The sequence below is a fragment of the Pseudomonas sp. 09C 129 genome (assembly GCF_002843625.1).
Lineage (GTDB): Bacteria > Pseudomonadota > Gammaproteobacteria > Pseudomonadales > Pseudomonadaceae > Aquipseudomonas > Aquipseudomonas chlororaphis.
Genome location: NZ_CP025261.1, coordinates 5,814,248 through 5,835,518, shown reverse-complemented (window position 1 = coordinate 5,835,518; position 21,271 = coordinate 5,814,248). Strand labels below are relative to the sequence as shown.

22 protein-coding genes are annotated in these 21,271 nt (G+C 61.4%); 8 read left to right on the top strand and 14 right to left on the bottom strand.

The features are described from left to right. Nucleotides 1-20: 20 nt before the first annotated feature. Both CXQ81_RS26070 and argF read right to left on the bottom strand, forming a co-directional pair. The gene (locus CXQ81_RS26070; protein ID WP_101338948.1) at nucleotides 21-1,130 is read right to left on the bottom strand and encodes an ABC transporter ATP-binding protein; all 1,110 of its coding nucleotides are present in this window, start codon (nucleotides 1,128-1,130) and stop codon (nucleotides 21-23) included. Further along, nucleotides 1,127-2,047 carry an ornithine carbamoyltransferase gene (gene argF, locus CXQ81_RS26065; RefSeq protein ID WP_009045370.1) on the bottom strand — a complete coding sequence of 307 codons (921 nt, stop codon included), beginning with the start codon at nucleotides 2,045-2,047 and terminating at the stop codon, nucleotides 1,127-1,129. The genes CXQ81_RS26070 and argF overlap by 4 nt, the downstream gene beginning before the upstream one ends. Before the next feature lie 507 nt (nucleotides 2,048-2,554). Between argF and CXQ81_RS26060 the strand changes: the two genes are divergently transcribed. From CXQ81_RS26060 to grxD, 3 genes are all read left to right on the top strand, one after another. Then, a complete protein-coding gene (locus CXQ81_RS26060; protein ID WP_101338947.1) occupies nucleotides 2,555-2,848 on the top strand; it encodes a hypothetical protein in 294 nt (97 codons plus the stop codon). 126 nt (nucleotides 2,849-2,974) lie between these two features. Then, the gene (locus tag CXQ81_RS26055; RefSeq protein ID WP_101338946.1) at nucleotides 2,975-5,083 is read left to right on the top strand and encodes a molybdopterin oxidoreductase family protein; all 2,109 of its coding nucleotides are present in this window, start codon (nucleotides 2,975-2,977) and stop codon (nucleotides 5,081-5,083) included. 96 nt (nucleotides 5,084-5,179) lie between these two features. After that, the gene (gene grxD, locus CXQ81_RS26050) at nucleotides 5,180-5,518 is read left to right on the top strand and encodes a Grx4 family monothiol glutaredoxin (RefSeq protein ID WP_007922425.1); all 339 of its coding nucleotides are present in this window, start codon (nucleotides 5,180-5,182) and stop codon (nucleotides 5,516-5,518) included. A gap of 130 nt (nucleotides 5,519-5,648) precedes the next feature. Here the strand turns inward: grxD and bfr are convergent, their stop codons facing one another. Both bfr and CXQ81_RS26040 read right to left on the bottom strand, forming a co-directional pair. Next, nucleotides 5,649-6,122: a bacterioferritin gene (gene bfr, locus CXQ81_RS26045; RefSeq protein WP_007922427.1), complete on the bottom strand. Its 474-nt coding sequence runs from the start codon at nucleotides 6,120-6,122 to the stop codon at nucleotides 5,649-5,651. A gap of 201 nt (nucleotides 6,123-6,323) precedes the next feature. Beyond that, a complete protein-coding gene (locus CXQ81_RS26040) occupies nucleotides 6,324-6,542 on the bottom strand; it encodes a bacterioferritin-associated ferredoxin (protein ID WP_007922430.1) in 219 nt (72 codons plus the stop codon). A gap of 326 nt (nucleotides 6,543-6,868) precedes the next feature. On the opposite strand from CXQ81_RS26040, the gene CXQ81_RS26035 reads away from it, so the two are divergent. Then, complete coding sequence (locus CXQ81_RS26035; RefSeq protein WP_007922432.1) at nucleotides 6,869-7,471, top strand: peroxiredoxin; 603 nt, start codon at nucleotides 6,869-6,871, stop codon at nucleotides 7,469-7,471. A 70-nt stretch (nucleotides 7,472-7,541) separates the two neighbouring features. On the opposite strand, the gene rnt is transcribed toward CXQ81_RS26035, so the two are convergent. Both rnt and pyrC read right to left on the bottom strand, forming a co-directional pair. Then, entirely contained in the window at nucleotides 7,542-8,216 is a 675-nt protein-coding gene (rnt, locus tag CXQ81_RS26030; RefSeq protein ID WP_007922434.1) for a ribonuclease T, read from the bottom strand. Further along, nucleotides 8,213-9,259, bottom strand: coding sequence for a dihydroorotase (pyrC, locus tag CXQ81_RS26025; RefSeq protein WP_101338945.1), 1,047 nt, complete (start codon nucleotides 9,257-9,259; stop codon nucleotides 8,213-8,215). The genes rnt and pyrC overlap by 4 nt, the downstream gene beginning before the upstream one ends. 156 nt (nucleotides 9,260-9,415) lie before the next feature. Between pyrC and CXQ81_RS26020 the strand changes: the two genes are divergently transcribed. The 3 genes from CXQ81_RS26020 (at nucleotide 9,416) to CXQ81_RS26010 (ending at nucleotide 12,643) form a co-directional block, all read left to right on the top strand. Beyond that, nucleotides 9,416-10,324: an OmpA family protein gene (locus CXQ81_RS26020; protein ID WP_101338944.1), complete on the top strand. Its 909-nt coding sequence runs from the start codon at nucleotides 9,416-9,418 to the stop codon at nucleotides 10,322-10,324. A 126-nt stretch (nucleotides 10,325-10,450) separates the two neighbouring features. Next, nucleotides 10,451-11,668: an argininosuccinate synthase gene (locus CXQ81_RS26015; RefSeq protein WP_009045364.1), complete on the top strand. Its 1,218-nt coding sequence runs from the start codon at nucleotides 10,451-10,453 to the stop codon at nucleotides 11,666-11,668. Between the two features lie 348 nt (nucleotides 11,669-12,016). Then, entirely contained in the window at nucleotides 12,017-12,643 is a 627-nt protein-coding gene (locus CXQ81_RS26010) for a response regulator transcription factor (protein WP_101338943.1), read from the top strand. A gap of 191 nt (nucleotides 12,644-12,834) precedes the next feature. Here CXQ81_RS26010 and CXQ81_RS26005 read toward each other — a convergent pair whose 3' ends face one another. The 8 genes from CXQ81_RS26005 to metG all read right to left on the bottom strand — a co-directional run bounded on the left by CXQ81_RS26005 (nucleotide 12,835) and on the right by metG (nucleotide 19,938). Beyond that, nucleotides 12,835-13,014, bottom strand: a complete 180-nt coding sequence (locus CXQ81_RS26005; RefSeq protein WP_007922443.1) for a PA3496 family putative envelope integrity protein — start codon at nucleotides 13,012-13,014, stop codon at nucleotides 12,835-12,837. Between the two features lie 107 nt (nucleotides 13,015-13,121). Further along, a complete protein-coding gene (gene nth, locus CXQ81_RS26000; protein WP_007922445.1) occupies nucleotides 13,122-13,760 on the bottom strand; it encodes an endonuclease III in 639 nt (212 codons plus the stop codon). Nucleotides 13,761-13,767: 7 nt separating this feature from the next. Next, the gene (locus tag CXQ81_RS25995) at nucleotides 13,768-14,367 is read right to left on the bottom strand and encodes an Rnf-Nqr domain containing protein (protein ID WP_101338942.1); all 600 of its coding nucleotides are present in this window, start codon (nucleotides 14,365-14,367) and stop codon (nucleotides 13,768-13,770) included. Next, nucleotides 14,360-14,971, bottom strand: a complete 612-nt coding sequence (locus CXQ81_RS25990) for an RnfABCDGE type electron transport complex subunit G (protein ID WP_101338941.1) — start codon at nucleotides 14,969-14,971, stop codon at nucleotides 14,360-14,362. The genes CXQ81_RS25995 and CXQ81_RS25990 overlap by 8 nt, the downstream gene beginning before the upstream one ends. After that, nucleotides 14,968-15,963, bottom strand: coding sequence for an RnfABCDGE type electron transport complex subunit D (locus tag CXQ81_RS25985; RefSeq protein ID WP_101338940.1), 996 nt, complete (start codon nucleotides 15,961-15,963; stop codon nucleotides 14,968-14,970). The genes CXQ81_RS25990 and CXQ81_RS25985 overlap by 4 nt, the downstream gene beginning before the upstream one ends. Continuing rightward, nucleotides 15,950-17,170: an electron transport complex subunit RsxB gene (gene rsxB, locus CXQ81_RS25980; RefSeq protein WP_101338939.1), complete on the bottom strand. Its 1,221-nt coding sequence runs from the start codon at nucleotides 17,168-17,170 to the stop codon at nucleotides 15,950-15,952. The genes CXQ81_RS25985 and rsxB overlap by 14 nt, the downstream gene beginning before the upstream one ends. Next, entirely contained in the window at nucleotides 17,167-17,754 is a 588-nt protein-coding gene (locus tag CXQ81_RS25975) for an Rnf-Nqr domain containing protein (RefSeq protein WP_101338938.1), read from the bottom strand. The genes rsxB and CXQ81_RS25975 overlap by 4 nt, the downstream gene beginning before the upstream one ends. Nucleotides 17,755-17,886: 132 nt before the next feature. Next, nucleotides 17,887-19,938, bottom strand: coding sequence for a methionine--tRNA ligase (metG, locus tag CXQ81_RS25970; protein ID WP_101338937.1), 2,052 nt, complete (start codon nucleotides 19,936-19,938; stop codon nucleotides 17,887-17,889). 195 nt (nucleotides 19,939-20,133) lie between these two features. Here metG and apbC point away from each other — a divergent pair, with 195 nt between their 5' ends. After that, entirely contained in the window at nucleotides 20,134-21,228 is a 1,095-nt protein-coding gene (apbC, locus tag CXQ81_RS25965) for an iron-sulfur cluster carrier protein ApbC (protein WP_009045357.1), read from the top strand. Nucleotides 21,229-21,271 lie beyond the last annotated feature (43 nt).

The following is a 21,271-nucleotide window of genomic DNA, read 5'->3' as shown; positions in this document are numbered from 1 at the left end:
CGCCTGCGGTATCCGCTGGATCAGTGGGCGCTGCTGTAGCGGCGAACGCCCGATTCAGCCTGTGGCAGCTGCGCCGCGGTGCTGCCGGAGGCCTGGAACAGCACCAGGTGTTCGGCGGCGACGCGGATTCCGACGTCAGCGCCTATCAGATGATCGGCATGGCTTGGGAAGATCGACTCGAGCTGGCTGCCGGTCGGCAGTTGTAGGCGGTACAGGGTCGACGCGCCCTGGAAACTCTTGGCGACGATCCGCGCCTTGAGGTCGCTGTCCGGTGCATAAACGATGTCGTCCGGGCGTAGCAGTACATCCACCGCGCCGCCGGGCGGCCAGGTGTAGGCACGGTTGCCGCGCAGTACGCCGAGTTCGGTTTGCACCGATTCCGGGCTGTCCAGCTGGCCGCGAATGAAATAGCCCTGGCCGATAAAGCTCGCCACGAACGGCGTCAACGGTTCGTGATAGAGGTTGTACGGCGTGTCCCATTGCTCCAGGCGGCCTTCCTTGAACACTCCGACGTGATCGCTGACGGCGAAGGCTTCTTCCTGGTCGTGGGTCACCAGAATCGCACTGGTGCCCCGCGCCTTGAGGATGTCGCGCACTTCGTGACTGAGCTTGCGCCGCAGTTCGCCATCGAGGTTGGAGAAGGGTTCGTCGAGCAGCAGCAACTGCGGCTCCGGCGCCAGGGCCCGGGCCAGTGCGACGCGCTGTTGCTGGCCGCCGGACAGCTCATGAGGGAAGCGCTTGCCGAGGTTCTTCAGGTTGACCAGTTCCAGCAGCTCCTCGACCACCCGGTTCTTCTGCGGGTGCTTGCGGATGCCGAAGGCAATGTTGTCCGCCACGCTCAGGTGCGGGAACAGGGCGTAGTCCTGGAACACCATGCCGATCCGCCGGCGCTCCGGCGCCAGGGTGAAGCCGGCGCGGGAGATGGTTTCGCCGGCCAGCTGGATTTCACCTTCGTGCACCGGCTCGAAACCGGCAATCGCGCGCAGGGTGGTGGTCTTGCCGCAGCCGGAGGAACCAAGCAGGCAACCGATATCGCCGGCGTTGAGGTGCAGGTTGAGGTTCTGCACGACCCGTTGGTCCTGGTAGCCGCAGGCGAGATTGCGCAGGTTAAGCAGTAATGGCTGGCTCATGCGTGGTGGTACGCCGGCTCGACCAGAAACTCGAGCAGGGCCTTTTGTGCGTGGAGACGGTTTTCTGCCTGGTCCCACGCCACGGAGCGTGGATCGTCCAGCAGGTCGAGGCTGATTTCTTCGCCGCGGTGGGCGGGCAGGCAGTGCATGAACAGCACGTCTTCGGCGGCCAGGTCGAGCAGCGCGCGATTGACCTGGAACGGCGCGAACAGCTTGAGGCGCAGGGCGGTTTCTTCTTCCTGGCCCATGGAGGTCCAGACATCGGTGCTCACCAGGTGGGCGCCGATCACCGCGTCTTGCGGATCGCGCACGATGCTCACCCGGTCGCCGGCGCGGGCGACGAATTCAGGGTTGGGGTCGTAGCCTTCGGGGCAGGCGATGCGCAGTTGGAAGTCGAACTGGATCGCCGCTTCTATATAGCTGTTGCACATGTTGTTGCCGTCGCCGATCCAGGCCACGGTCTTGCCCTGGATCGAACCGCGGTGCTCGAGGAAGGTTTGCATGTCGGCCAGCAACTGGCACGGGTGCAGGTCGTCGGACAGGCCGTTGATCACCGGTACGCGGGAGTTGGCCGCGAACTCGGTCAGGGTGCTGTGGGCAAAGGTACGGATCATCACCGCGTCGAGCATGCGCGACATGACGATGGCGCAGTCGCTGATCGGCTCGCCGCGACCCAGTTGGGTGTCGCGCGGGGACAGGAAGATTGCCTGGCCGCCGAGCTGGATCATGCCGGCTTCGAAGGACAGGCGGGTGCGGGTAGACGACTTCTCGAAAATCATCCCGAGAACGCGGTTTTTCAGGGGCTCGAAGAGTACGCCGCGGTTACGCAGGTCCTTCAGCTCGATGCCTCGACGAATCACGCTGACCAGCTCTTCGGGCGTGCAATCCATCAGGGAGAGAAAGTGCCTTGCGCTCATCATTAACTACCTTTTTGCAACAGACCGCAGATACTCAAAGCCTTGTTTTATCGAGAAACGGGCGAGACCTGCGGCGAAAGCCGCACGGGGCGACGAAATAGGGGAAGGCGCGATCTTATAATTAAATGTCGCGTCTTACCAATAGCAGGCTTGGTTTCTAAGGCTTTCACCACTTGCAGAGAGTGGCCTGGGCCAAAAAAGTGGGCCATTCGTGACGTTTTACAGCATGTTCAGATGGGCCCAGTCGGATGTGGAGCCGATCCACTTTGCATAGGTCCGCAGCAGCATTTGTACACTGCGCCTCGGCCGCTTTGCAACGCGCCTCGTGGCGCATGCCGCTATCAGGCATATGGCTGGCGCGGGCTGGGTTTTTCTCTGCCGGGCTCTTGGGCACTTCGAGCAGGGCGAGAAATGGAAAGGCTCGCGGCAGGGGATCTCGGCAGAAATATTTCCTCAGGCAAAGGGCTGGGGTTATAAATGCGCACCGGCAACAGGGAAGTGCTTGGAATGGACTCGAAAGAACAGCAACTGAAGACACTGTTGGGGTTGACGACGCGAACCCTAACCGACCTGACGGCATCGATCACCTCGATGTCCTTCGAGTTGCTACGCAGCGAGGACAGCACCACGCGCAACGCCGCGCGACAGATGATCGAGCGCATGCTGACCATCAGCAGCAATCTCGATGAGCATTGGCGGCTGCTTGCCGAATTCAGCGGGGTGCAGGGCGGTGAGGCGTCGATGGACGGCATGACGCCGATCGCCCGGCAGGACGATCCACCGAGGCTGCCCTCCAACTGAGTCATCGGCTGGCTTGATGCTTGCCGATTCACAGGATGAACGTCTCTGGTGCTGATGCCGGTCTGGCACCATAGTTTTGTTCCCGCGGCCTGACGCTGGCCGCCCCGAATAAAATAGAGACTGGCCATGACCAAGACTCTCCATCACCGTGCCTGCCACCTGTGTGAAGCCATCTGCGGCTTGACCATCGAAACCACCGAAGTCGACGGCGCCGGCCCGCAGATCACCTCGATCAAGGGCGATGCCCAGGACAGTTTCAGCCGCGGCCATATCTGCCCCAAGGCGGTGGCGCTGCAGGACATCCAGAACGACCCGGACCGGCTGCGCCAGCCCATGCGCAGGGTCGGTGGCGATTGGCAGGCGATCGAGTGGGACGAGGCCTTCACGCTGGTGGCCGAGCGCCTGGCGGCGATCCAGGAGCGGCACGGCAACCATGCGGTGGCGGTCTATCAGGGCAATCCCAGCGTGCACAATTATGGGTTGATGACCCACAGCAACTATTTCCTCGGCCTGCTGAAAACCCAGAACCGCTTTTCCGCCACCTCGGTGGACCAATTACCGCAGCACTTGAGCAGCTACCTGATGTATGGCCATGGGTTGCTGCTGCCGATCCCGGATATCGATAACACCGATTTCATGCTGATCCTGGGCGGCAACCCGCTGGCGTCCAACGGCAGCATCATGACCGTGCCGGACGTGGAGAAGCGCCTGAAGGCGATCCAGGCGCGAGGCGGCAAAGTGGTGGTGGTCGACCCACGGCGCAGCGAGACGGCGGTCATGGCCGACCAGCATGTGTTTGTCCGTCCCGGCGGGGATGTGGCGCTGCTGTTCGGCATGCTGCATACGATTTTCGCGCAGGGGCTGACGCGTGACAGCCATCTGCCGGTGGACGGCCTGGCCGAGGTGCGTGAGGCCATTTCCCGTTTCAGTGCCGAAGCCATGAGTCCTTTGTGTTCGGTGCCGGCGCAGCAGATCCGCCAGTTGGCGCGCGACTTCGCCGCAGCGGACAGGGCGGTGTGTTATGGCCGGATGGGTGTGTCCACCCAGTCGTTCGGTACCCTCTGCCATTGGCTGGTGCAACTGCTCAACCTGGTGACCGGTAACCTCGACCGGGTCGGCGGCGCTCTGTGCACCGAGCCGGCGGTGGATCTGGTGGCAGCGACTTCGGGCGGGCACTTCAATGCCTGGCAAAGCCGGGTTTCCGGACGCCCTGAATATGGCGGCGAACTGCCGGTCTCGGCCCTGGCCGAAGAAATGTTGACCGCAGGCGAAGGGCAGGTACGGGCGCTGATCACGGTGGCCGGTAATCCGGTGCTCTCCACTCCCAATGGACGGCAGTTGGAGCAGGCGCTGGAGGGCCTGGAGTTCATGCTCAGTATCGACCTGTACATCAACGAAACCACCCGTTATGCGGACCTGATCCTGCCATCGACCTCGGCCCTGGAGAACGATCACTACGACACCACGTTCAATATGTTCTCGGTGCGCAATGTCAGCCGCTTCAACCGGGCGATCCTGCCCAAGCCGGAAGGCGCGCTGCATGACTGGGAAATCTTCGTCGGCCTGGCCAGGGCCTTCGCCGCGCGGACCGGCAAGGAGCTCAAGCCGACCGTGCCGCCGGCACAGATGATCGACAGGGGGCTACGAGCGGGGCGGTATGGCGAGGCGTCCGGGTTCAATCTGTCGGTGGCGACGTTGGCCGACCACCCCCACGGGATCGACCTGGGGCCACTCAAGCCCAACCTGGCAGCGCGCCTGAAAACCGAGAACCGTCGGGTACAGGCCGCTCCCGCGGCGATCATGGCGGACCTCGAGCGCTTTGCCGCGTTGCAGGCTCCGGCAGCCGATGAGCTGGTGATGATCGGCCGGCGCCATGTACGCAGTAATAATTCGTGGATGCACAACTACCATCGGTTGGTGAAGGGCAAGCCACGGCACCAGTTGCTGATGAATCCCGATGATCTGGCCCGGCGAGGGCTGACTGACGGACAGCGCGTGCGGGTCAGTTCGCGGGTCGGGGCGATCGAGGTGGAAGTCCTCGCCAGCAGCGAGATGATGCCCGGGGTGGTCAGCCTGCCCCATGGCTGGGGGCATGGTCGGCCGGGGGTGCAGATGAGCATCGCCATGGCCCAACCCGGGTCGAGTGCCAATGACCTGACCGACGAGCGTCAGCTGGACGAGCTATCGGGCAATGCGGCGCTCAATGGCGTGCCGGTGACGGTGGAGGCGGCCTGAGGAGTCTGTCGGAGAGGCCGAGCATGGCGCTCGGCTTTCCGTTACAATGCGCCACCGTGTCGACAACAGAGTCGGAAAGTTCAGCCGAGGTGCTCCATGGATATCATCGAAACTATTAAAGAGCAGATTGCCAACAACACCATTCTGCTTTACATGAAAGGCTCGCCGAATGCCCCGCAGTGTGGCTTTTCCGCGAAAGCCGCTCAGGCCGTGATGGGGTGTGGTGAGAAGTTCGCTTACGTGGACATCCTGCAGAACCCGGAAATCCGCGCCAACCTGCCTAAATACGCCAACTGGCCTACTTTCCCGCAACTGTGGGTAGCCGGCGAACTGGTCGGCGGCAGCGACATCATGGCTGAGATGTTCGCCAATGGTGAGTTGCAGACCCTGATCAAGGCCGCCGCTGAAAAAGCCGCTGCCAAGACCGAAGCCTGATTTGCCCCCTACAGGAGCGACAAGTTCGCTCCTGTAGGGTTGTGTGGATTTATCCACGCAATTAAAAAGCCCCGCCCTCGTGAAGAGAGGCGGGGCTTTTTTATGGGGTGAAGCTTTTGCTTGGGAGGAATTACTCGTCGCCCATCTGCGATTGCAGGTAGTTCTCCAGGCCGACTTTATCGATCAGGCCCAGTTGGGTTTCCAGCCAGTCGATATGTTCTTCTTCCGATTCCAGGATGTCTTCCAGCAGCTCGCGGCTACCGAAGTCGCCGACCGATTCGCAATGGGCGATGGCGGCTTTCAGGTCGGCATGGCCGGTGCGCTCGATGCGCAGGTCGCACTCGAGCATTTCCTTGGTGTGTTCGCCGATGTGCAGCTTGCCCAGGTCCTGGACGTTCGGCAGGCCTTCGAGGAAGAGGATGCGCTTGATCAGCTTGTCCGCATGCTTCATCTCGTCGATGGACTCGTGGTATTCGTGCTTGCCCAGCTTGTTCAGGCCCCAGTCTTCATACATGCGTGCGTGCAGGAAGTACTGATTGATCGCGACCAGTTCATTGGCAAGGATCTTGTTGAGATGCTGGATGACTGTGACGTCGCCTTTCATGATGGGGTCCTGCCCTGTAATTAGCGGTATATAAGGCAGAGTCTGAGCCGCACGATGATTAGTGTCAAACCTAAGTTATTGAATAATATATGAAAATTAATCGGAATAAGAATGTTTGTGTTCCGCGTTTTGATGCTAAGCGATTGAATTACAGACATAAAAAAGCCGGACACGAAGTCCGGCTCTTTTAAATGGCGTTAATTACGCAACATTAAATTCTACTGGGTAAGGAATCGCTGGCTGGCTGCTTTGCAGTTCGGTCAGGGTTTCACGTACCACCTGCTTGGCGAGGCAGGCACATTTGCCACATTGACTGGCCACGCCGGTCGCTTGGCGTACTTCACGATAGCTGCAGCAACCGTCGTAGATTGCATCGCGGATTTGTCCGTCGGTGACGCCAGTGCAGAGGCAGACATACATAGGGTGAGAACCGTCGCTGGTTATGGCTCAATGCGACGGATCTTAATGTTAACGAGAATGATTGTCAAAGTTGTTTCCTGGGGCTTTTTGCCAGATGCGTATCTGGCAGACGAACGGTTTTTTCTAGCACGGGTGACGAGCTGTCCAGCAGGGCGACTTTTTTGCGGCCTGAATCCGGGAGATGGAAAAACCACTAAGGACAGCTCAAAAACGCGGTGTATGATGTGCGGTCCTTACGAAGCGGGATCGAGTCACAGGGCTGTCGCTTGGCGGCGGCAAACTGGGCTGGATCTCATTCTTCATTCGATCACACCAGGAGATATCCAATGAGCGTACTCGTAGGCAAACAAGCCCCTGACTTCACCGTTCCCGCCGTTCTCGGCAATGGCGAAATCGTCGACAGCTTCACCCTGTCCTCGGCCATCAAAGGCAAATACGGCCTGGTGTTCTTCTACCCGCTGGACTTCACCTTCGTCTGCCCGTCCGAGCTGATCGCTCTGGACCACCGCATGGCTGACTTCAAGGCACGCAACGTTGAAGTGATCGCGGTTTCGATCGACTCGCACTTCACCCACAACGCCTGGCGCAATACCCCGATCAATGCCGGTGGCATCGGTCAGGTCCAGTACATCATGGCTGCTGACATGAAGCACGACATCGCCAAGGCCTACGACGTTGAGTCCGAAGGCGGCGTGGCTTTCCGTGGCGCGTTCCTGATCGACGACAAAGGTGTCGTTCGTTCGCAGATCGTCAACGACCTGCCGCTGGGCCGTAACATGGAAGAGCTGATCCGTCTGGTCGACGCTCTGCAGTTCCACGAAGAGCACGGCGAAGTCTGCCCGGCCAACTGGAAGAAAGGCGACAAGGGTATGACTGCTTCGCCAGAAGGCGTTGCTGCTTACCTGAGCGAGAACGCCGGCAAGCTGTAAGCCGCGCTTCACGCATAAAAAAACCGGCCCCAGGGCCGGTTTTTTTATGCGCGGTCGTTCAGCGACGGTATCAGTCGTTGAAGTCTTGCCAGCCGCCCATTTCCTTCCAGCGATTGACGATGCCGCAGAACAGGTCGGCAGTCTTCTCGGTGTCGTAGCGGGCGGAATGCGCCTCACGGCCATCGAAGTCGATATCGGCAGCCTGGCACGCCTTGGCCAGCACGGTTTGGCCATAAGCCAGGCCGGCAAGCGTCGCGGTGTCGAAGCTGGAGAACGGATGAAACGGGTTGCGTTTCATGTCCAGGCGCGCGACAGCCGCGTTGAGGAAGCCCAGGTCGAAGCTGCTGTTGTGCCCGACCAGGATCGCGCGCTTGCAGCCATTGGCCTTCAGCGCCTTGCGCACGCTGCGGAAAATATCGTTCAGCGCGGTTTCTTCACTGACGGCCATGCGCAGAGGATGGTCGAGCTTGATCCCGGTGAACTCCAGCGCCGCGGCTTCGATGTTGGCGCCTTCGAAAGGCTCTACCCGGAAAAACAGGGTGTGTTCGGGGAACACGAAGCCCTTTTCGTCCATGCCGATGATGGTCGCGGCAATTTCCAGCAAGGCGTCGGTGGCCGAGTTGAAACCACCGGTTTCAACGTCGACGACTACCGGCAGGTAACCACGAAAGCGTGCCGCCATTGGATGACGCGAGCCACCACCGTTATGACCGTCCTGCTCGTCGTCGAAATGGTCTTCACTCACGCGTGTTCCTCCAGCAGGCGCCAGCGCAGTTTTTCACCGGCGCGCAGCGGGATGACGGTCAGCTCGCCGAAAGGCAGGCTGGCAGGGGCGGTCCATTCTTCACGAACCAGGGTGATGCGATCGGTGTTGGCCGGCAGGCCATAGAAGCGTGGGCCGTTGAGGCTGGCAAAGGTTTCCAGCTTGTCCAGCGCGTTGCGCTGTTCGAAGGCTTCGGCGTACAACTCGATCGCGGCATAGGCGGTGTAGCAGCCGGCACAGCCGCAGGCCGCTTCTTTGGCATGCTGGGCGTGGGGCGCGGAGTCAGTGCCGAGGAAGAACTTCTGGCTGCCGCTGGCGGCGGCGTCGAGCAGCGCTTCCTGGTGCACGTTGCGCTTGAGAATCGGCAGGCAATAGAAGTGCGGGCGAATGCCGCCAACCAGCATGTGGTTGCGGTTGTACAGCAGGTGATGGGCGGTGATGGTCGCGCCAACGTTGGCCGAGGCCTCGTTGACGAACTGCACGGCGTCACGGGTGGTGATGTGTTCGAACACCACTTTGAGCGTCGGGAAGCGCTCGACGACACGGCGCATGTGCTCGTCGATGAACAGCTTCTCGCGGTCGAACACGTCGACTTCACCGCGGGTGACTTCACCGTGGATCAGCAGCGGCAGGCCGACTTCGGCCATGGCCTCCAGCGCCGGGAAGATCTTGTCGATGCTGGTGACGCCCGAGTCCGAATTGGTGGTCGCACCGGCCGGGTAGAGCTTGGCGGCATGGACGAAACCACTGGCCTTGGCCGCGCGAACTTCTTCGGGCTGGGTGCGATCGGTAAGGTAGAGCACCATCAGCGGCTCGAAGCGGCTGCCGGCCGGCCGCGCAGCGAGAATGCGCTGGCGATAGGCGTCGGCTTCAGCGGCGTTGCGCACCGGAGGTACCAGGTTAGGCATGATGATGGCGCGGCCAAAGGTGCGCGCGACATCCGCGACAGTATTGGTCAACACGGCACCATCGCGAAGATGAATATGCCAGTCGTCGGGACGCAGCAGGGTCAGGCGGTCGGACATTGGGGATTCCAGGCGGGTCAAACTCCAGTGAATGCTACCGGAAAAGACTCTTCCAGGCACTCGCTATCAAGTTTTGCGTGAAGCTTCCGATATCCCGAAGGTATGCCGTAAACAGGCATTTCGATTTTCGTGATGTACAAGTCAGTGGAGCCTCCCGTGCGCCAGCGTTATCTAGCCTTGCTCAGTGTGTTCGCCAGTCTTCCCGCGATGGCGCTGACTTTCCAGACCCGTCTGGAGAGCATTGAGTGGACGGTCGAAGGCGATAAATTCGAGTGCCGTCTGAGCCAGCCGATCACCGATTTCGGTTCCGGGGAGTTCGTGCGTCGCGCCGGCGAGCAGGCGACCTTTCGCCTCAAGGCCTACAACCCGATGCTCGCTGGCGGTTCGGCCACGCTGCTCGCGGCGGCCGCGCCGTGGCAGCCGGGACGGGGCGACATCAACCTGGGGTCGGTGCGGCTCGGCAATGGCGATGTGCTGTTCAACAGCTCGCAACTGCAGGCCGGGCGACTGATCGGCGGATTGATGGATGGGCGCAGCCCGGTGGTTCGCCACTATTCCCGCGAGGGCGGGGTGTCCGAGGTGCGCTTGTTGCCGGTCAAGTTCAGCAAGGCGTATGGCGACTACCAACGCTGTGTCGCCAAGTTGCTGCCGAAGAACTTCGATCAGGTCAGGCAATCCGAGGTCGGCTTCCCCGGGGGCGGCATCGACCTGGACGCCAAAGCCAAGGCCAGGCTGCAGGTGATGCTCGAGTTTCTCAAGGCCGATCCGACGGTCAATCACATCCAGCTCGATGGCCACTCGGACAACAGCGGCAACCGTTTGACCAACCGTGACCTGTCGCGGCGCCGGGCGCTGGCGGTGATGGAATTCTTCAAGGCCAACGGCATTCCCGAATCGCAGATCGAGATGCGTTTCCACGGCGAGCGCTATCCGTTGGCGCCCAACACCAACGCGGCGAACCGGGCGAAGAATCGTCGGGTCAACGTACAGCTGCAGCGTGTCCCGGTCGCAGAGAAACCGGCACCCCAGGCCGCTGCTCCCGCCAACGCCGCGGCGACTTCCTGAAACGGCTGTCGTCGCCCGCTCGACATAATCTGTCGCTTCGTCGTCATAAGCTGTCGCGCCTCTGTAAATTATCCGCGTTGATCGGTAGACTTGACGGCTTTCCGTAGAACCCCGTGGAGTGATGGCATGGCGGACGTAAACAAGGTCGTTCTGGCGTATTCCGGCGGCCTGGACACTTCGGTGATCCTCAAGTGGCTGCAGGATACTTATAACTGTGAAGTGGTGACGTTCACCGCTGACCTGGGTCAGGGCGAAGAGGTCGAACCTGCACGTGCCAAGGCGCAAGCCATGGGCGTGAAAGAGATCTACATCGACGATCTGCGCGAAGAGTTCGTCCGCGATTTCGTTTTCCCGATGTTCCGCGCCAACACCGTTTACGAAGGTGAGTACCTGCTGGGTACCTCCATCGCTCGTCCGTTGATCGCCAAGCGCCTGATCGAGATCGCCAACGAAACCGGTGCCGACGCCATTTCCCACGGCGCTACCGGCAAGGGCAACGACCAGGTTCGTTTCGAACTGGGCGCCTACGCTTTGAAACCAGGGGTGAAAGTGATCGCTCCCTGGCGTGAGTGGGACCTGCTGTCCCGCGAGAAGCTGATGGACTATGCCGAGAAGCACGCGATCCCGATCGAGCGTCACGGCAAGAAGAAATCCCCGTACTCGATGGATGCCAACCTGCTGCACATCTCCTATGAAGGCGGCGTGCTGGAAGACACCTGGACCGAGCACGAAGAAGACATGTGGCGCTGGACCGTCTCCCCGGAGAAGGCTCCCAACACCCCGACCTACATCGAGCTGACCTATCGCAATGGCGACATTGTGGCGATCGACGGCGTCGAGATGACCCCGGCCACCGTGCTGGCGACCCTGAACCGCATCGGCGGTGAAAACGGCATCGGTCGTCTGGACATCGTGGAAAACCGCTATGTCGGCATGAAGTCCCGCGGCTGCTACGAAACCCCTGGCGGCACCATCATGCTGCGCGCTCACCGGGCGATCGAATCGATCACCCTGGATCGTGAAGTCGCTCACCTGAAAGACGAGTTGATGCCCAAGTACGCCAGCCTGATCTACACCGGCTACTGGTGGAGCCCTGAGCGTCTGATGCTGCAACAGATGATCGACGCCTCCCAGGCCCACGTGAACGGCGTGGTTCGCCTGAAGCTGTACAAGGGCAATGTGATCGTCACCGGTCGCAAGTCCGATGAGTCGCTGTTCGATGCCAACATTGCGACCTTCGAAGAAGACGGCGGCGCCTACAACCAGGCGGATGCGGCTGGCTTCATCAAGCTCAATGCCCTGCGCATGCGTATTGCGGCCAACAAGGGCCGGACTCTGTTCTGATGCCTTGAGTCGTTTTAAAAGAGCCCCGCCATGAGCGGGGTTTTTTATGCCTGATGTTTTAATCGATCAAGCGGGTGTCTGGAGACCATAACTAAAAGTTTCCACTGGCCATTGTTTCAATGGGACCTCGACTATCTTTCAGTCTGTTCTTTTCAATACGAAGTGTAGGGAAGTCAGGAGTAGTTATATATAGGGGGCGACGTTCAATTTTTCCTTGTAGGGCAAATCCGTATTGTTTGTAAGGAACTTCTCGGGGCGATGCTGGCCCAGGGCATGGCCATGCCACGGGCCAAATGACTGGGTTATGGTGTTTGCTTGAAAAACCAATAGCGGACTCTGGACTTACCCATGAAGAAAGTTTTGATCGTAGATGATCATCCCGTCACTCGTCTGGCTGTGCGCATGCTGATGGAGCGGCACGGCTTTGAAGTAGTTGCCGAGGCGGACAATGGCATGGATGCCCTGAAACTGTCTTATGAACATGTTCCAGACATCCTTATTCTTGATATTGGTATTCCCAAACTCGATGGCCTGGAAGTTATCGCCAGACTTTCGTCAAAAGCCATGTCGACCAAAGTGCTGGTATTGAGCCTGCAAGTACCTGGGCCTTTCTCCATGCGCTGCATGCAGGCTGGTGCGGCGGGTTATGTGTGCAAGCAGCAGGACATCACTGAATTGATCAGTGCCGTCAGGGCAGTCCTGGCCGGCTACAGTTATTTTCCCAACGAAGCCTTGCATACCCTGCGCTCGAGCCTGGGCATCGCCAGCGAGGAGGGGATGTTGTCCAGCCTGTCGGGTCGAGAGTTGATGGTCCTGAAGCAACTCGCCGGTGGGCAGACCAACAAGGAGATTGCCGAGGGCCTGTGCTTGAGCAGTAAAACGGTGAGCACCTACAAAAGGCGGCTGTTGGGGAAACTCAACGCCCGCTCGCTGGTGGACCTGATCGAGTTTGCCAAGCGCCATCAGTTGGCATGAAGGTGAGGCGTTACAACAAGGCTCGCGAGGGAAAAACCAGCGGCTTTTGCGAGCCTTCATTGCGTTGTGGGCTTGCCGGTCTGTCGGCGATGTTGGATCCCTCAGCCGCGCATGGCCTGTTTTGAAAAGAAACGACTTGGAATGTTGGCTGGCGTAACAAAAAAGCCTCCGTCAAAGGAGGCTTTTTGTTACTAAAGATCAAAGTCGTAATCGGCCAGTTGCTTTTGCAAGCGCCGCTCTTCCAGAAGGTTGTCGATGGTCCGACGTTTGCTCAAGTTGGTCTTGGCCACCTCTACCACAGGCTCCGCATCTTCTGTTTCAACAGGGGTGAAGTCGTCTTCTACGTCCAGTTGTTCTTTGCCAGTACTCATAAGGTTAACTCCAGGCTAAGACTGCCATTGGCGCTCCTTATATCGATATTCTCGGGACTGGTAAAAAAGATTTTTTCAATCGACCTATCATCAAAATCAATAGTTGCTCAATCGTCAGAGGTCTTGTGCTTGTATTCGCACAGGTCCTCGATCCGGCAGCTTCCACAGCGCGGCTTGCGGGCCAGGCACACATAGCGGCCATGGAGGATCAGCCAGTGATGGGAGTCGAGGAGATACTCCTTGGGCACGAATTTCATCAGTTTCTTTTCGACCTCCACGACATTCTTCCCGGGGGCCAGCCCTGTGCGGTTGCTGACCCGGAAGATGTGCGTATCGACGGCCATGGTCAGTTGGCGGAAAGCCGTATTGAGTACCACGTTGGCGGTCTTCCTGCCGACGCCTGGCAGGGCTTCGAGCTCTTCCCGGGTCTGCGGGACTTCGCTGTTGTGCCGTTCCACCAGCAGACGGCAGGTCTCGATCACGTTTTTGGCCTTGCTGTTGTACAGGCCGATGGTCTTGATGTACTCGGACAGGCCTTCGACGCCCAGGGCATAGATGGCGGCCGGCGTATTGGCCACGGGGAAGAGCTTGGCCGTCGCCTTGTTGACCCCGACATCGGTGGACTGGGCCGAGAGAATCACGGCAATCAGCAGCTCGAAGGGCGACGAATAGGCCAGTTCGGTTTTCGGTTCCGGATTGTCTTCGTGCAGCCTGCGGAAAATTTCCAGGCGTTTTGCGGCATTCATGGGTGAGTCATTTCCTTGAAGGCGGTCGGTGTGAGGTCGTAGAAGCGGCCCAGGCTTGCCTGGCGGCCAGCAACAGCCCCAGCAGGATAAAACCGCCAGGTGCGAGTGTAAGCAGGTGCAAGCCGCCCCGGGCGGTCAGAACCCAGCCTGGCCAGTCGACGTCGTTCATTCCCAGCAGCCATTGCAGATGATTGCCGATCGAGCCACTGCCGAAGGCTTCGCGCAATGCACCCAGGGTAATCAGCAGCAGGCAGAACTGGCCGGCGAAACGCAAGCGCACGGGGCGCAGGAAAAAATCCTGGTATTCCAGCACTACGCATTGCACGGCAATCAGGCCCAGGTAGAGGGCCAACTGTTGTTGCAGCTCGAACGCCCAAGCCTGCGCGGCCAGCATGGCACAACTGGTAAGCGTGGCGCTGAGCAGGATACTGGCGCCCAGGCGGCCCTGACCAGCCAGGCGTGGGCGCAGGGCATTCATGCACAGGCCGAATACCGCGCTCACACAGAGAAATACCAGGGCCAGCCCCAGGGCCTTGACCAGTGAGTCGCTGGCGCCGATCAGCGGCGCGAGCATCAGGGCGTTCTGCAGGGTCGAGGATTTATTCATGGGCGGGACTTCCCAGCAGTTGTTCGCGGTGCTCGTCGAAGTAGCGCAGGCTGTCGTGAATCCCCTCGACCACCGCCCGTGAGGTGATGGTGGCCCCGGCCATCTGGTCGAATTGGCCATGGTCTTTTTTCAGCGCCCAGCCGGCGTCGCCCGGATCACCCAGTGACTTGCCGATAAAACCCTGCAGCCAGGTATTCGGGCGCTCGGCGATGCGCGCGCCCAGCCCGGGCGTTTCCGAATGCCGCAGAGCCTTGCTGCCCAGCAGTTTGCCGTTGGCGGCGACGCCGATCAGCAGCTCGATCGGGCCGCCATAACCGCTGACCTGGCTGCGCAGCAGCACAGCGCTGGGTTGGCCGTTGCGCGTGGCGCGATAACCGGCGAGCAGGGTGCTGTGACTGAGCTGGATGTTATCGATGGCCAGCGGCTGATCCAGCGGCTGATTGTCGTAGCTGTCGACGGGCAGGAGATCCAGCAGATTGCGTGCCTGGATGGCGCGCTGTTCGCGCTCGATGCGGGGAGCCGTCGTCTGCTGGACGAAGAAAGTGCCAGTGGCGCCGACAGCCGCCAGCAGTGCCAACACTCCCAGACTCGTTGCGCGGTTCATGGCAGGGAAGGCTCGGGAGGCGGAGCAGCCAGGCGCTCCAGGGCGGGGACGGCGAGGTTCATCAGCAGTACGGCGAAGGCGACACCGTCCGGGTAACCGCCCCAGGTGCGGATCAGGTAAGTCAGCAGGCCGACCCCGACCCCGAACAGCAGGCGTGCCTTTGCGTTCCTCGGGCCGGAGACCGGCTCGGTGACGATAAAAAAGGCGCCAAGCATGGTCGCGCCGCTCAGCAGGTGGAAAAACGGCGAGCCGTGGGAGTCCGACCCGGAACCGTTCCAGCACAGCAGGCTGATGACGAACAGGCTGCCGAGCATGCCGGCCGGGGCGTGCCAGCTGAACACCCGTTGCTGCAGCAAAAAGGCGCCGCCGGCGAGAAAGGCCAGGTTGACCCATTCCACGCCTTTGCCGCCGAAATGGCCGAAGGCGGCATTGCCGGCGAACAGTTCATCGATGGTCAGGCTCTTGTTGATGCGCAGGCTGTCGAGTGCCGTGGCCTGGGCCCAGGCATCGGGCGCCGTGCTGTCGAGGGCTATGCCGAAGATCTGCTGCAGGCCGCCCAGCAGGTCCAGGCCATGGGAGGCCGGCCAATGAGTCATCTGCTGGGGGAAAGAGACCAGCACCAGGGCATAACCGAGCATCGCCGGGTTGAACGGATTCTTGCCGACGCCACCATACAGGTGCTTGCCGAACAGCAAGGCACAAGCGGCCGCGCTGACTGTCAGCCACCACGGGCAATACGGCGGCAAGGCCAGGGCCAGCAAGGTGGCGCTGACCAGGGCACTGCCATCGCCAAGGAAAGGACGCAATGGCCACTGGCGCAATCGCAGCACCGCGGCTTCGACGGCAAGGGCGGTGGCACAGGCCAGCAGCAGGTTGATCAGAATCCCCCAGCCAAACAGCCAGAACAGCGCCAGCAGTCCCGGCAGGGTCGCCAGAAGCACACGCTGCATGGCTTGTCGCAGGCGTTCGTCCGGTTGCTCAAAGGGCGTCATGGGCTTGTACCTGGCGCTCGGCTTCGGCCAGTCGCTCGCGGGCCTTGGCCAACAGTGGCGGCGGGGTGTCGCTGTGACGCTCCAGCTTGCTGACTTCTGCCCGCGCGTAAGCCAGTTCGGTTTTCAGTTGCCGCAGGCGGGTGTCGATCGGGCGTTTTTCGACTCGCACCAGATTGGGCGCCGGTTGCCCGCTGGCTTCTTCGGTCGCGTGCAAGGCCTGTTCTGCGTCTTTCAGTGCCTGCTGCAGACTGGCCAGTTGCTCGGCAGGCGCCTGGTTGGCCTGGGCCTTTTTCAGTTCCGCGCGGCGCATCGCCAGCTGGATTTTCGCGCGCTTGAGCTCGGCGTCTTTGGCTGGGGGCGCCGAGGCCACGGTTTCGACGGTGGTTTCGGCCGCGCTTTCGAGCTGGGCAAGAGCCTGTTCGGCGGCCATGAACTGGCGCTGCAGGACGATCAGTTGCGACTGTTGCTCGAAGGTCGGCGGATGGCCGAAGGCTTTCAGCGATTTGTTCAACTGGGCCCGGCTCATCGCCAGATCGATCTTGGCTTTTTTTACCGCGGCATCGGCGGCGGCCGCCTTTTGCGCGCGCACCCGCTCGATGGCCGCCTGCACCGGATCCAGGCTGGTTTCACTGGGCTGCGCCGCACGTTGCGCGCGGGTGGCCCGTTCGGCCTGCTTGTGCTGTTCTTCGCGTTGCAGCCGGGCATTGCGGCGCTCGAAGCGCTGGCGTGCGTGATCGCGTTTGGCGGTCCGGGCACGCAGTTCTTCGAGACCGGTGGCCAGGCCGCCGACGATCGGCAATACGTCATTCAGCGGCAGCGGATGCATCTCGATACAGTCTACCGGGCACGGCGCCACGCAGAGATCGCAGCCGGTGCATTCGTCGATCAGCACCGTGTGCATCTGCTTGGCCGCGCCGACTATGGCATCCACCGGGCAGGCCTGGATGCACTTGGTGCAGCCGATGCATTCGGCTTCGCGGATAAAGGCCACCTGGGCCGGCGCCGGGCCGCGACTGATGTCCAGTTCCATGACCGGAACGTTCAGCAGCCTGGCCAGGCCGGCAATGGTTTCGTCGCCGCCGGGCGGGCACTTGTTGATCGCCTCGCCGTTGGCGATGCCTTCGGCGTAGGGCTTGCATCCGGGGTGGCCGCACTTGCCGCATTGGGTCTGCGGCAGCAGGGCGTCGATGCGTTGAATCAGACTCATGGGTTGAGCAGTCCGTTGAAACCGAGAAATGCCACCGCCATCAGGCCGGCGCTGATCAGGTCGATCGGCAGGCCGCGAAAGGGCAGGGGCACATCGTTGTTGAGAATGCGCTGGCGCAGGTCGCTGAACAGGCTCAATACCAGCCAGAAACCGAGGCCCGCACCCAGGCCCAGGGCGAGGCCATGACCGAGCCCGCGATTGGCCTGGACCGCCAGTAGCAACGCGCCGAGTACACCGGCATTGCCCAGCAGCAGCGGCCAGAGGCCGTCGAATGGCAGCCCGGGCAACATCCGGGTCAGCAGCTTGAGCAGCGGTGCGATCAGCAGCACGCCCAGCGGCAGGAACACGAACAGTTGCAGCGAGGCCAGGCCCAGCGGTACCAGCAGCGCCTGATAAAGCCCGTAGCCCAGCAGGCTGCAGAGCAGCATCAGGCAACTGGTGGCGATCCCCAGGGCATGGATCCGCCGCCGCGCAACCTGCGGGTCGGCACTGGCCTGCAACAGCGGATCGACGCCCAGCGGCCACTGCAACACGAAGTTGTTGATCAGGGCAGCGCTGATGAGCGTGAGGACAATCTCGGTCATGTTCGTGGCCGGTGAGGGCGGGCGGATACCTGAAGACTAGGCAATTATCCGGCAAGGGCGCAGGCCCATCCAGATATGAAAATCCCCCCGCCACGCAGCGGCGCGACGGGGGGATCGATCCCGCAAGCGGAGTTACTTGATCCGCTGGCCCGGCTTGGCGCCGCTGTCCGGGCTCAGCAGGTAGATCTCTTCGCCGCCGGGGCCGGCCGCCATCACCATGCCTTCGGAAATGCCGAATTTCATTTTCCGTGGCTTGAGGTTGGCGATCATCATGGTCAGGCGACCGTCGAGCTTGGACGGATCCGGGTAGGCGCTCTTGATCCCGGAGAACACGTTGCGTTGCTCGTCGCCGATATCCAGGGTCAGGCGCAGCAGCTTGTCGGCGCCTTCCACGTGCTCGGCCTTGACGATCAGCGCCACGCGCAGGTCGACGGCGGCGAAAGTGTCGAAGTCGATTTCCGGCGACAGCGGATCCTTGGCCAGCTCGCCGTTGCCCGCAGGCTTGGCTTCACCGGTGTCGGTCTGGCTGGCGGTCAGGTCTTCTTTCGAGGCGTCGGTCATGGCTTGTACTTTCACGGGGTCGATCCGCGTCATCAGCGGCTTGAATGCGTTCAGCTGGTGGTTGCTCAGCAGGTGCTGGTGGTCGTTCCAGGTCAGCGGGGCGACATTGAGGAACGCCTCGGCGTCGGCGGCCAGCAGCGGCAGCACCGGCTTGAGGAAAATCACCAGTTGGCGGAACAGGTTGACGCCGGTGGCGCAGATGGCCTGGACCTCATCCTGCTTGCCTTCCTGCTTGTTCAACGACCACGGCGCCTTGTCGGCGATCCAGGCGTTGGCGCGGTCGGCCAGGGCCATGATTTCACGCATGGCGCGGGCGAAGTCGCGAGCCTCATAGGCGTCGGCGATGCTCGGCGCGGCCGCCAGGAAGGCGTCGGTCAGCTCCGGAGCGGAATTCTGGTCCACCAGCACGCCGGCATTGCCTTTGTGGATGAAGCCGGCGCAACGGCTGGCGATGTTCACCACCTTGCCCACCAGGTCGGAGTTGACCTTCTGCACGAAGTCTTCGAGGTTCAGGTCCAGGTCGTCGACGCCGCGGCCCAGCTTGGCCGCGTAGTAGTAACGCAGGTATTCCGGCGACAGGTGGTCGAGGTAGGTCCGGGCCTTGATGAAGGTGCCGCGGGACTTGGACATCTTCTGGCCGTTGACGGTCAGGTAGCCGTGCACGTTGATGCCGGTCGGCTTGCGGTAGCCGGCGCCTTCGAGCATGGCGGGCCAGAACAGCGCGTGGAAGTTGACGATGTCCTTGCCGATGAAGTGGTACAGCTCGGCGGTCGAGTCCTTGCCCCAGAACGCATCGAAGTCCAGTTCCGGCGTGCGGTTGCACAGGTTCTTGAAGCTGGCCATGTAGCCGATCGGCGCGTCCAGCCAGACGTAGAAGTACTTGCCCGGCTCGTCGGGGATCTCGAAGCCGAAATACGGCGCGTCGCGGGATATGTCCCACTGCTGCAGGCCGACATCCAGCCATTCGGCGATCTTGTTCGCCACGGCGTCCTGCAGGGTGCCGCTGCGGGTCCATTGCTGCAGCATCTGCTGGAAGTCCGGCAGCTTGAAGAAGAAGTGCTGGGAATCCTTGAGCACCGGGGTGGCGCCGGAAATCGCCGACTTCGGATCCTTCAGGTCGGTCGGCGCGTAGGTGGCGCCGCATTTTTCGCAGTTGTCGCCGTACTGGTCCTCGGTGCCGCATTTCGGGCAGGTGCCCTTGATGAAGCGGTCGGCCAGGAACATTTGTTTTTCCGGGTCGAAATACTGAGTGATCGAGCGCGTGGCGATGTGCCCGGCGTCGCGCAGCTTCAGGTAGATCTGGCTCGACAGCTCACGGTTTTCTTCGGCGTGGGTCGAGTGGAAATTGTCGAAGTCCACCAGGAAGTCGGCAAAGTCGGCGCTGTGTTCGGCCTGGACGTTGGCGATCAATTGTTCCGGGGTGATGCCTTCCTTTTCCGCGCGCAGCATGATGGCCGAGCCGTGAGCGTCGTCCGCGCAGACATAGATGCATTGGTTGCCGCGATGCTTCTGGAAGCGCACCCACATATCGGTCTGGATGTACTCAAGCATATGGCCAAGATGGATGGATCCATTGGCATAGGGCAGGGCGCTGGTGACGAGGATCTTGCGTGGCTCGGACATGGGGCTCGGCTACTTGATGAAACGGAGGTCGGCCACTATAAAGCGCCGAGAAATATATTTCACCCCGTGAGCCCGGTTTTCCACGGCCGTCGTAGCCATCGGCGGGCGTGCTATATGATGCTTTGGCATCCCGCCCACGCCACGGAACAGGTAGGATAGCCGCCTGATTTTCCCGTCTTGTTATCGGAGTTGCCCATGAGCGCCGTCAATCGCGCAGCGGTGGAAGCCGTTCTTCGCCAATACACCGACCCCTACCTGAACCAGGACCCGGTCAGCGCCGGTTGTGTCCGTTCCATCGACATCCAGGGCGACGAGGTGCGTGTCGAACTGGAGATCGGTTATGCCGCCGGTCTGTTCAAGAGCGGCTGGGCTCAGTTGCTGAAACTGGCCATCGAAAACATGGACGGCGTGGTCATCGCTCGGGTCAATGTCACCAGCGTGATTGCCGCGCACAAGGCCCAGGCGCAGATTCCCGGCCTGGCCAACGTCAAGAACGTGGTGGCGGTGGCGTCCGGCAAGGGCGGCGTGGGCAAGTCCACCACTGCGGCCAACCTGGCCCTGGCCCTGGCCCGCGAAGGCGCCAAGGTGGGGATTCTCGATGCGGACATCTATGGCCCGAGCCAGGGCATCATGTTCGGTATCGCCGAGGGCACCCGGCCGCAGGTCAAGGACCAGAAATGGTTCGTGCCGATCAAGTCCCACGGCGTCGAGGTCATGTCCATGGCCTTCCTGACCGACGACAACACGCCGATGGTCTGGCGCGGGCCGATGGTCTCCGGCGCCCTGCTGCAACTGGTGACCCAGACCGCCTGGGGCGACCTGGATTACCTGGTGATCGACATGCCGCCGGGCACCGGCGATATCCAGCTGACCCTGGCGCAGAAGGTCCCGGTGGCCGGCGCGGTCATCGTCACCACCCCGCAGGACCTGGCGTTGCTGGACGCGCGCAAGGGCGTGGAGATGTTCCGCAAGGTCAACATCCCGGTGCTGGGCGTGGTGGAAAACATGGCCGTGCATATCTGCTCCAACTGCGGCCACGCCGAGCATCTGTTCGGCGAAGGCGGTGGCGAGAAGCTGGCGACCCAGTACGGTGTCGAGCTGCTGGCCTCGCTGCCGCTGTCGATGCTGATTCGCGAGCAGGCCGACGGTGGCAAGCCGACCGTGATCGCCGAGCCGGAAAGCCAGATCGCCATGGTCTATCAGGAACTGGCCCGCCATGTCGGCGCGCGCATCGTGTTGCAGGAAGCCGCGGCACCGGCGATGCCGAACATCACCGTCAGCGACGACTGAGCCGGTTGGGCCAACAAAAAAGCCCGGTGCAGTGCACCGGGCT

Excerpts from the sequence above, each read along its gene's own strand:
- CXQ81_RS26070 (WP_101338948.1), bottom strand. The coding sequence starts at position 1,130 with ATGAGCCAGCCATTACTGCTTAACCTGCGCAATCTCGCCTGCGGCTAC.
- argF (WP_009045370.1), bottom strand. The coding sequence starts at position 2,047 with ATGAGCGCAAGGCACTTTCTCTCCCTGATGGATTGCACGCCCGAAGAG.
- CXQ81_RS26060 (WP_101338947.1), top strand. The coding sequence starts at position 2,555 with ATGGACTCGAAAGAACAGCAACTGAAGACACTGTTGGGGTTGACGACG.
- CXQ81_RS26055 (WP_101338946.1), top strand. The coding sequence starts at position 2,975 with ATGACCAAGACTCTCCATCACCGTGCCTGCCACCTGTGTGAAGCCATC.
- grxD (WP_007922425.1), top strand. The coding sequence starts at position 5,180 with ATGGATATCATCGAAACTATTAAAGAGCAGATTGCCAACAACACCATT.
- bfr (WP_007922427.1), bottom strand. The coding sequence starts at position 6,122 with ATGAAAGGCGACGTCACAGTCATCCAGCATCTCAACAAGATCCTTGCC.
- CXQ81_RS26040 (WP_007922430.1), bottom strand. The coding sequence starts at position 6,542 with ATGTATGTCTGCCTCTGCACTGGCGTCACCGACGGACAAATCCGCGAT.
- CXQ81_RS26035 (WP_007922432.1), top strand. The coding sequence starts at position 6,869 with ATGAGCGTACTCGTAGGCAAACAAGCCCCTGACTTCACCGTTCCCGCC.
- pyrC (WP_101338945.1), bottom strand. The coding sequence starts at position 9,259 with ATGTCCGACCGCCTGACCCTGCTGCGTCCCGACGACTGGCATATTCAT.
- CXQ81_RS26015 (WP_009045364.1), top strand. The coding sequence starts at position 10,451 with ATGGCGGACGTAAACAAGGTCGTTCTGGCGTATTCCGGCGGCCTGGAC.
- CXQ81_RS26010 (WP_101338943.1), top strand. The coding sequence starts at position 12,017 with ATGAAGAAAGTTTTGATCGTAGATGATCATCCCGTCACTCGTCTGGCT.
- CXQ81_RS26005 (WP_007922443.1), bottom strand. The coding sequence starts at position 13,014 with ATGAGTACTGGCAAAGAACAACTGGACGTAGAAGACGACTTCACCCCT.
- nth (WP_007922445.1), bottom strand. The coding sequence starts at position 13,760 with ATGAATGCCGCAAAACGCCTGGAAATTTTCCGCAGGCTGCACGAAGAC.
- CXQ81_RS25995 (WP_101338942.1), bottom strand. The coding sequence starts at position 14,367 with ATGAATAAATCCTCGACCCTGCAGAACGCCCTGATGCTCGCGCCGCTG.
- CXQ81_RS25990 (WP_101338941.1), bottom strand. The coding sequence starts at position 14,971 with ATGAACCGCGCAACGAGTCTGGGAGTGTTGGCACTGCTGGCGGCTGTC.
- CXQ81_RS25985 (WP_101338940.1), bottom strand. The coding sequence starts at position 15,963 with ATGACGCCCTTTGAGCAACCGGACGAACGCCTGCGACAAGCCATGCAG.
- rsxB (WP_101338939.1), bottom strand. The coding sequence starts at position 17,170 with ATGAGTCTGATTCAACGCATCGACGCCCTGCTGCCGCAGACCCAATGC.
- CXQ81_RS25975 (WP_101338938.1), bottom strand. The coding sequence starts at position 17,754 with ATGACCGAGATTGTCCTCACGCTCATCAGCGCTGCCCTGATCAACAAC.
- metG (WP_101338937.1), bottom strand. The coding sequence starts at position 19,938 with ATGTCCGAGCCACGCAAGATCCTCGTCACCAGCGCCCTGCCCTATGCC.
- apbC (WP_009045357.1), top strand. The coding sequence starts at position 20,134 with ATGAGCGCCGTCAATCGCGCAGCGGTGGAAGCCGTTCTTCGCCAATAC.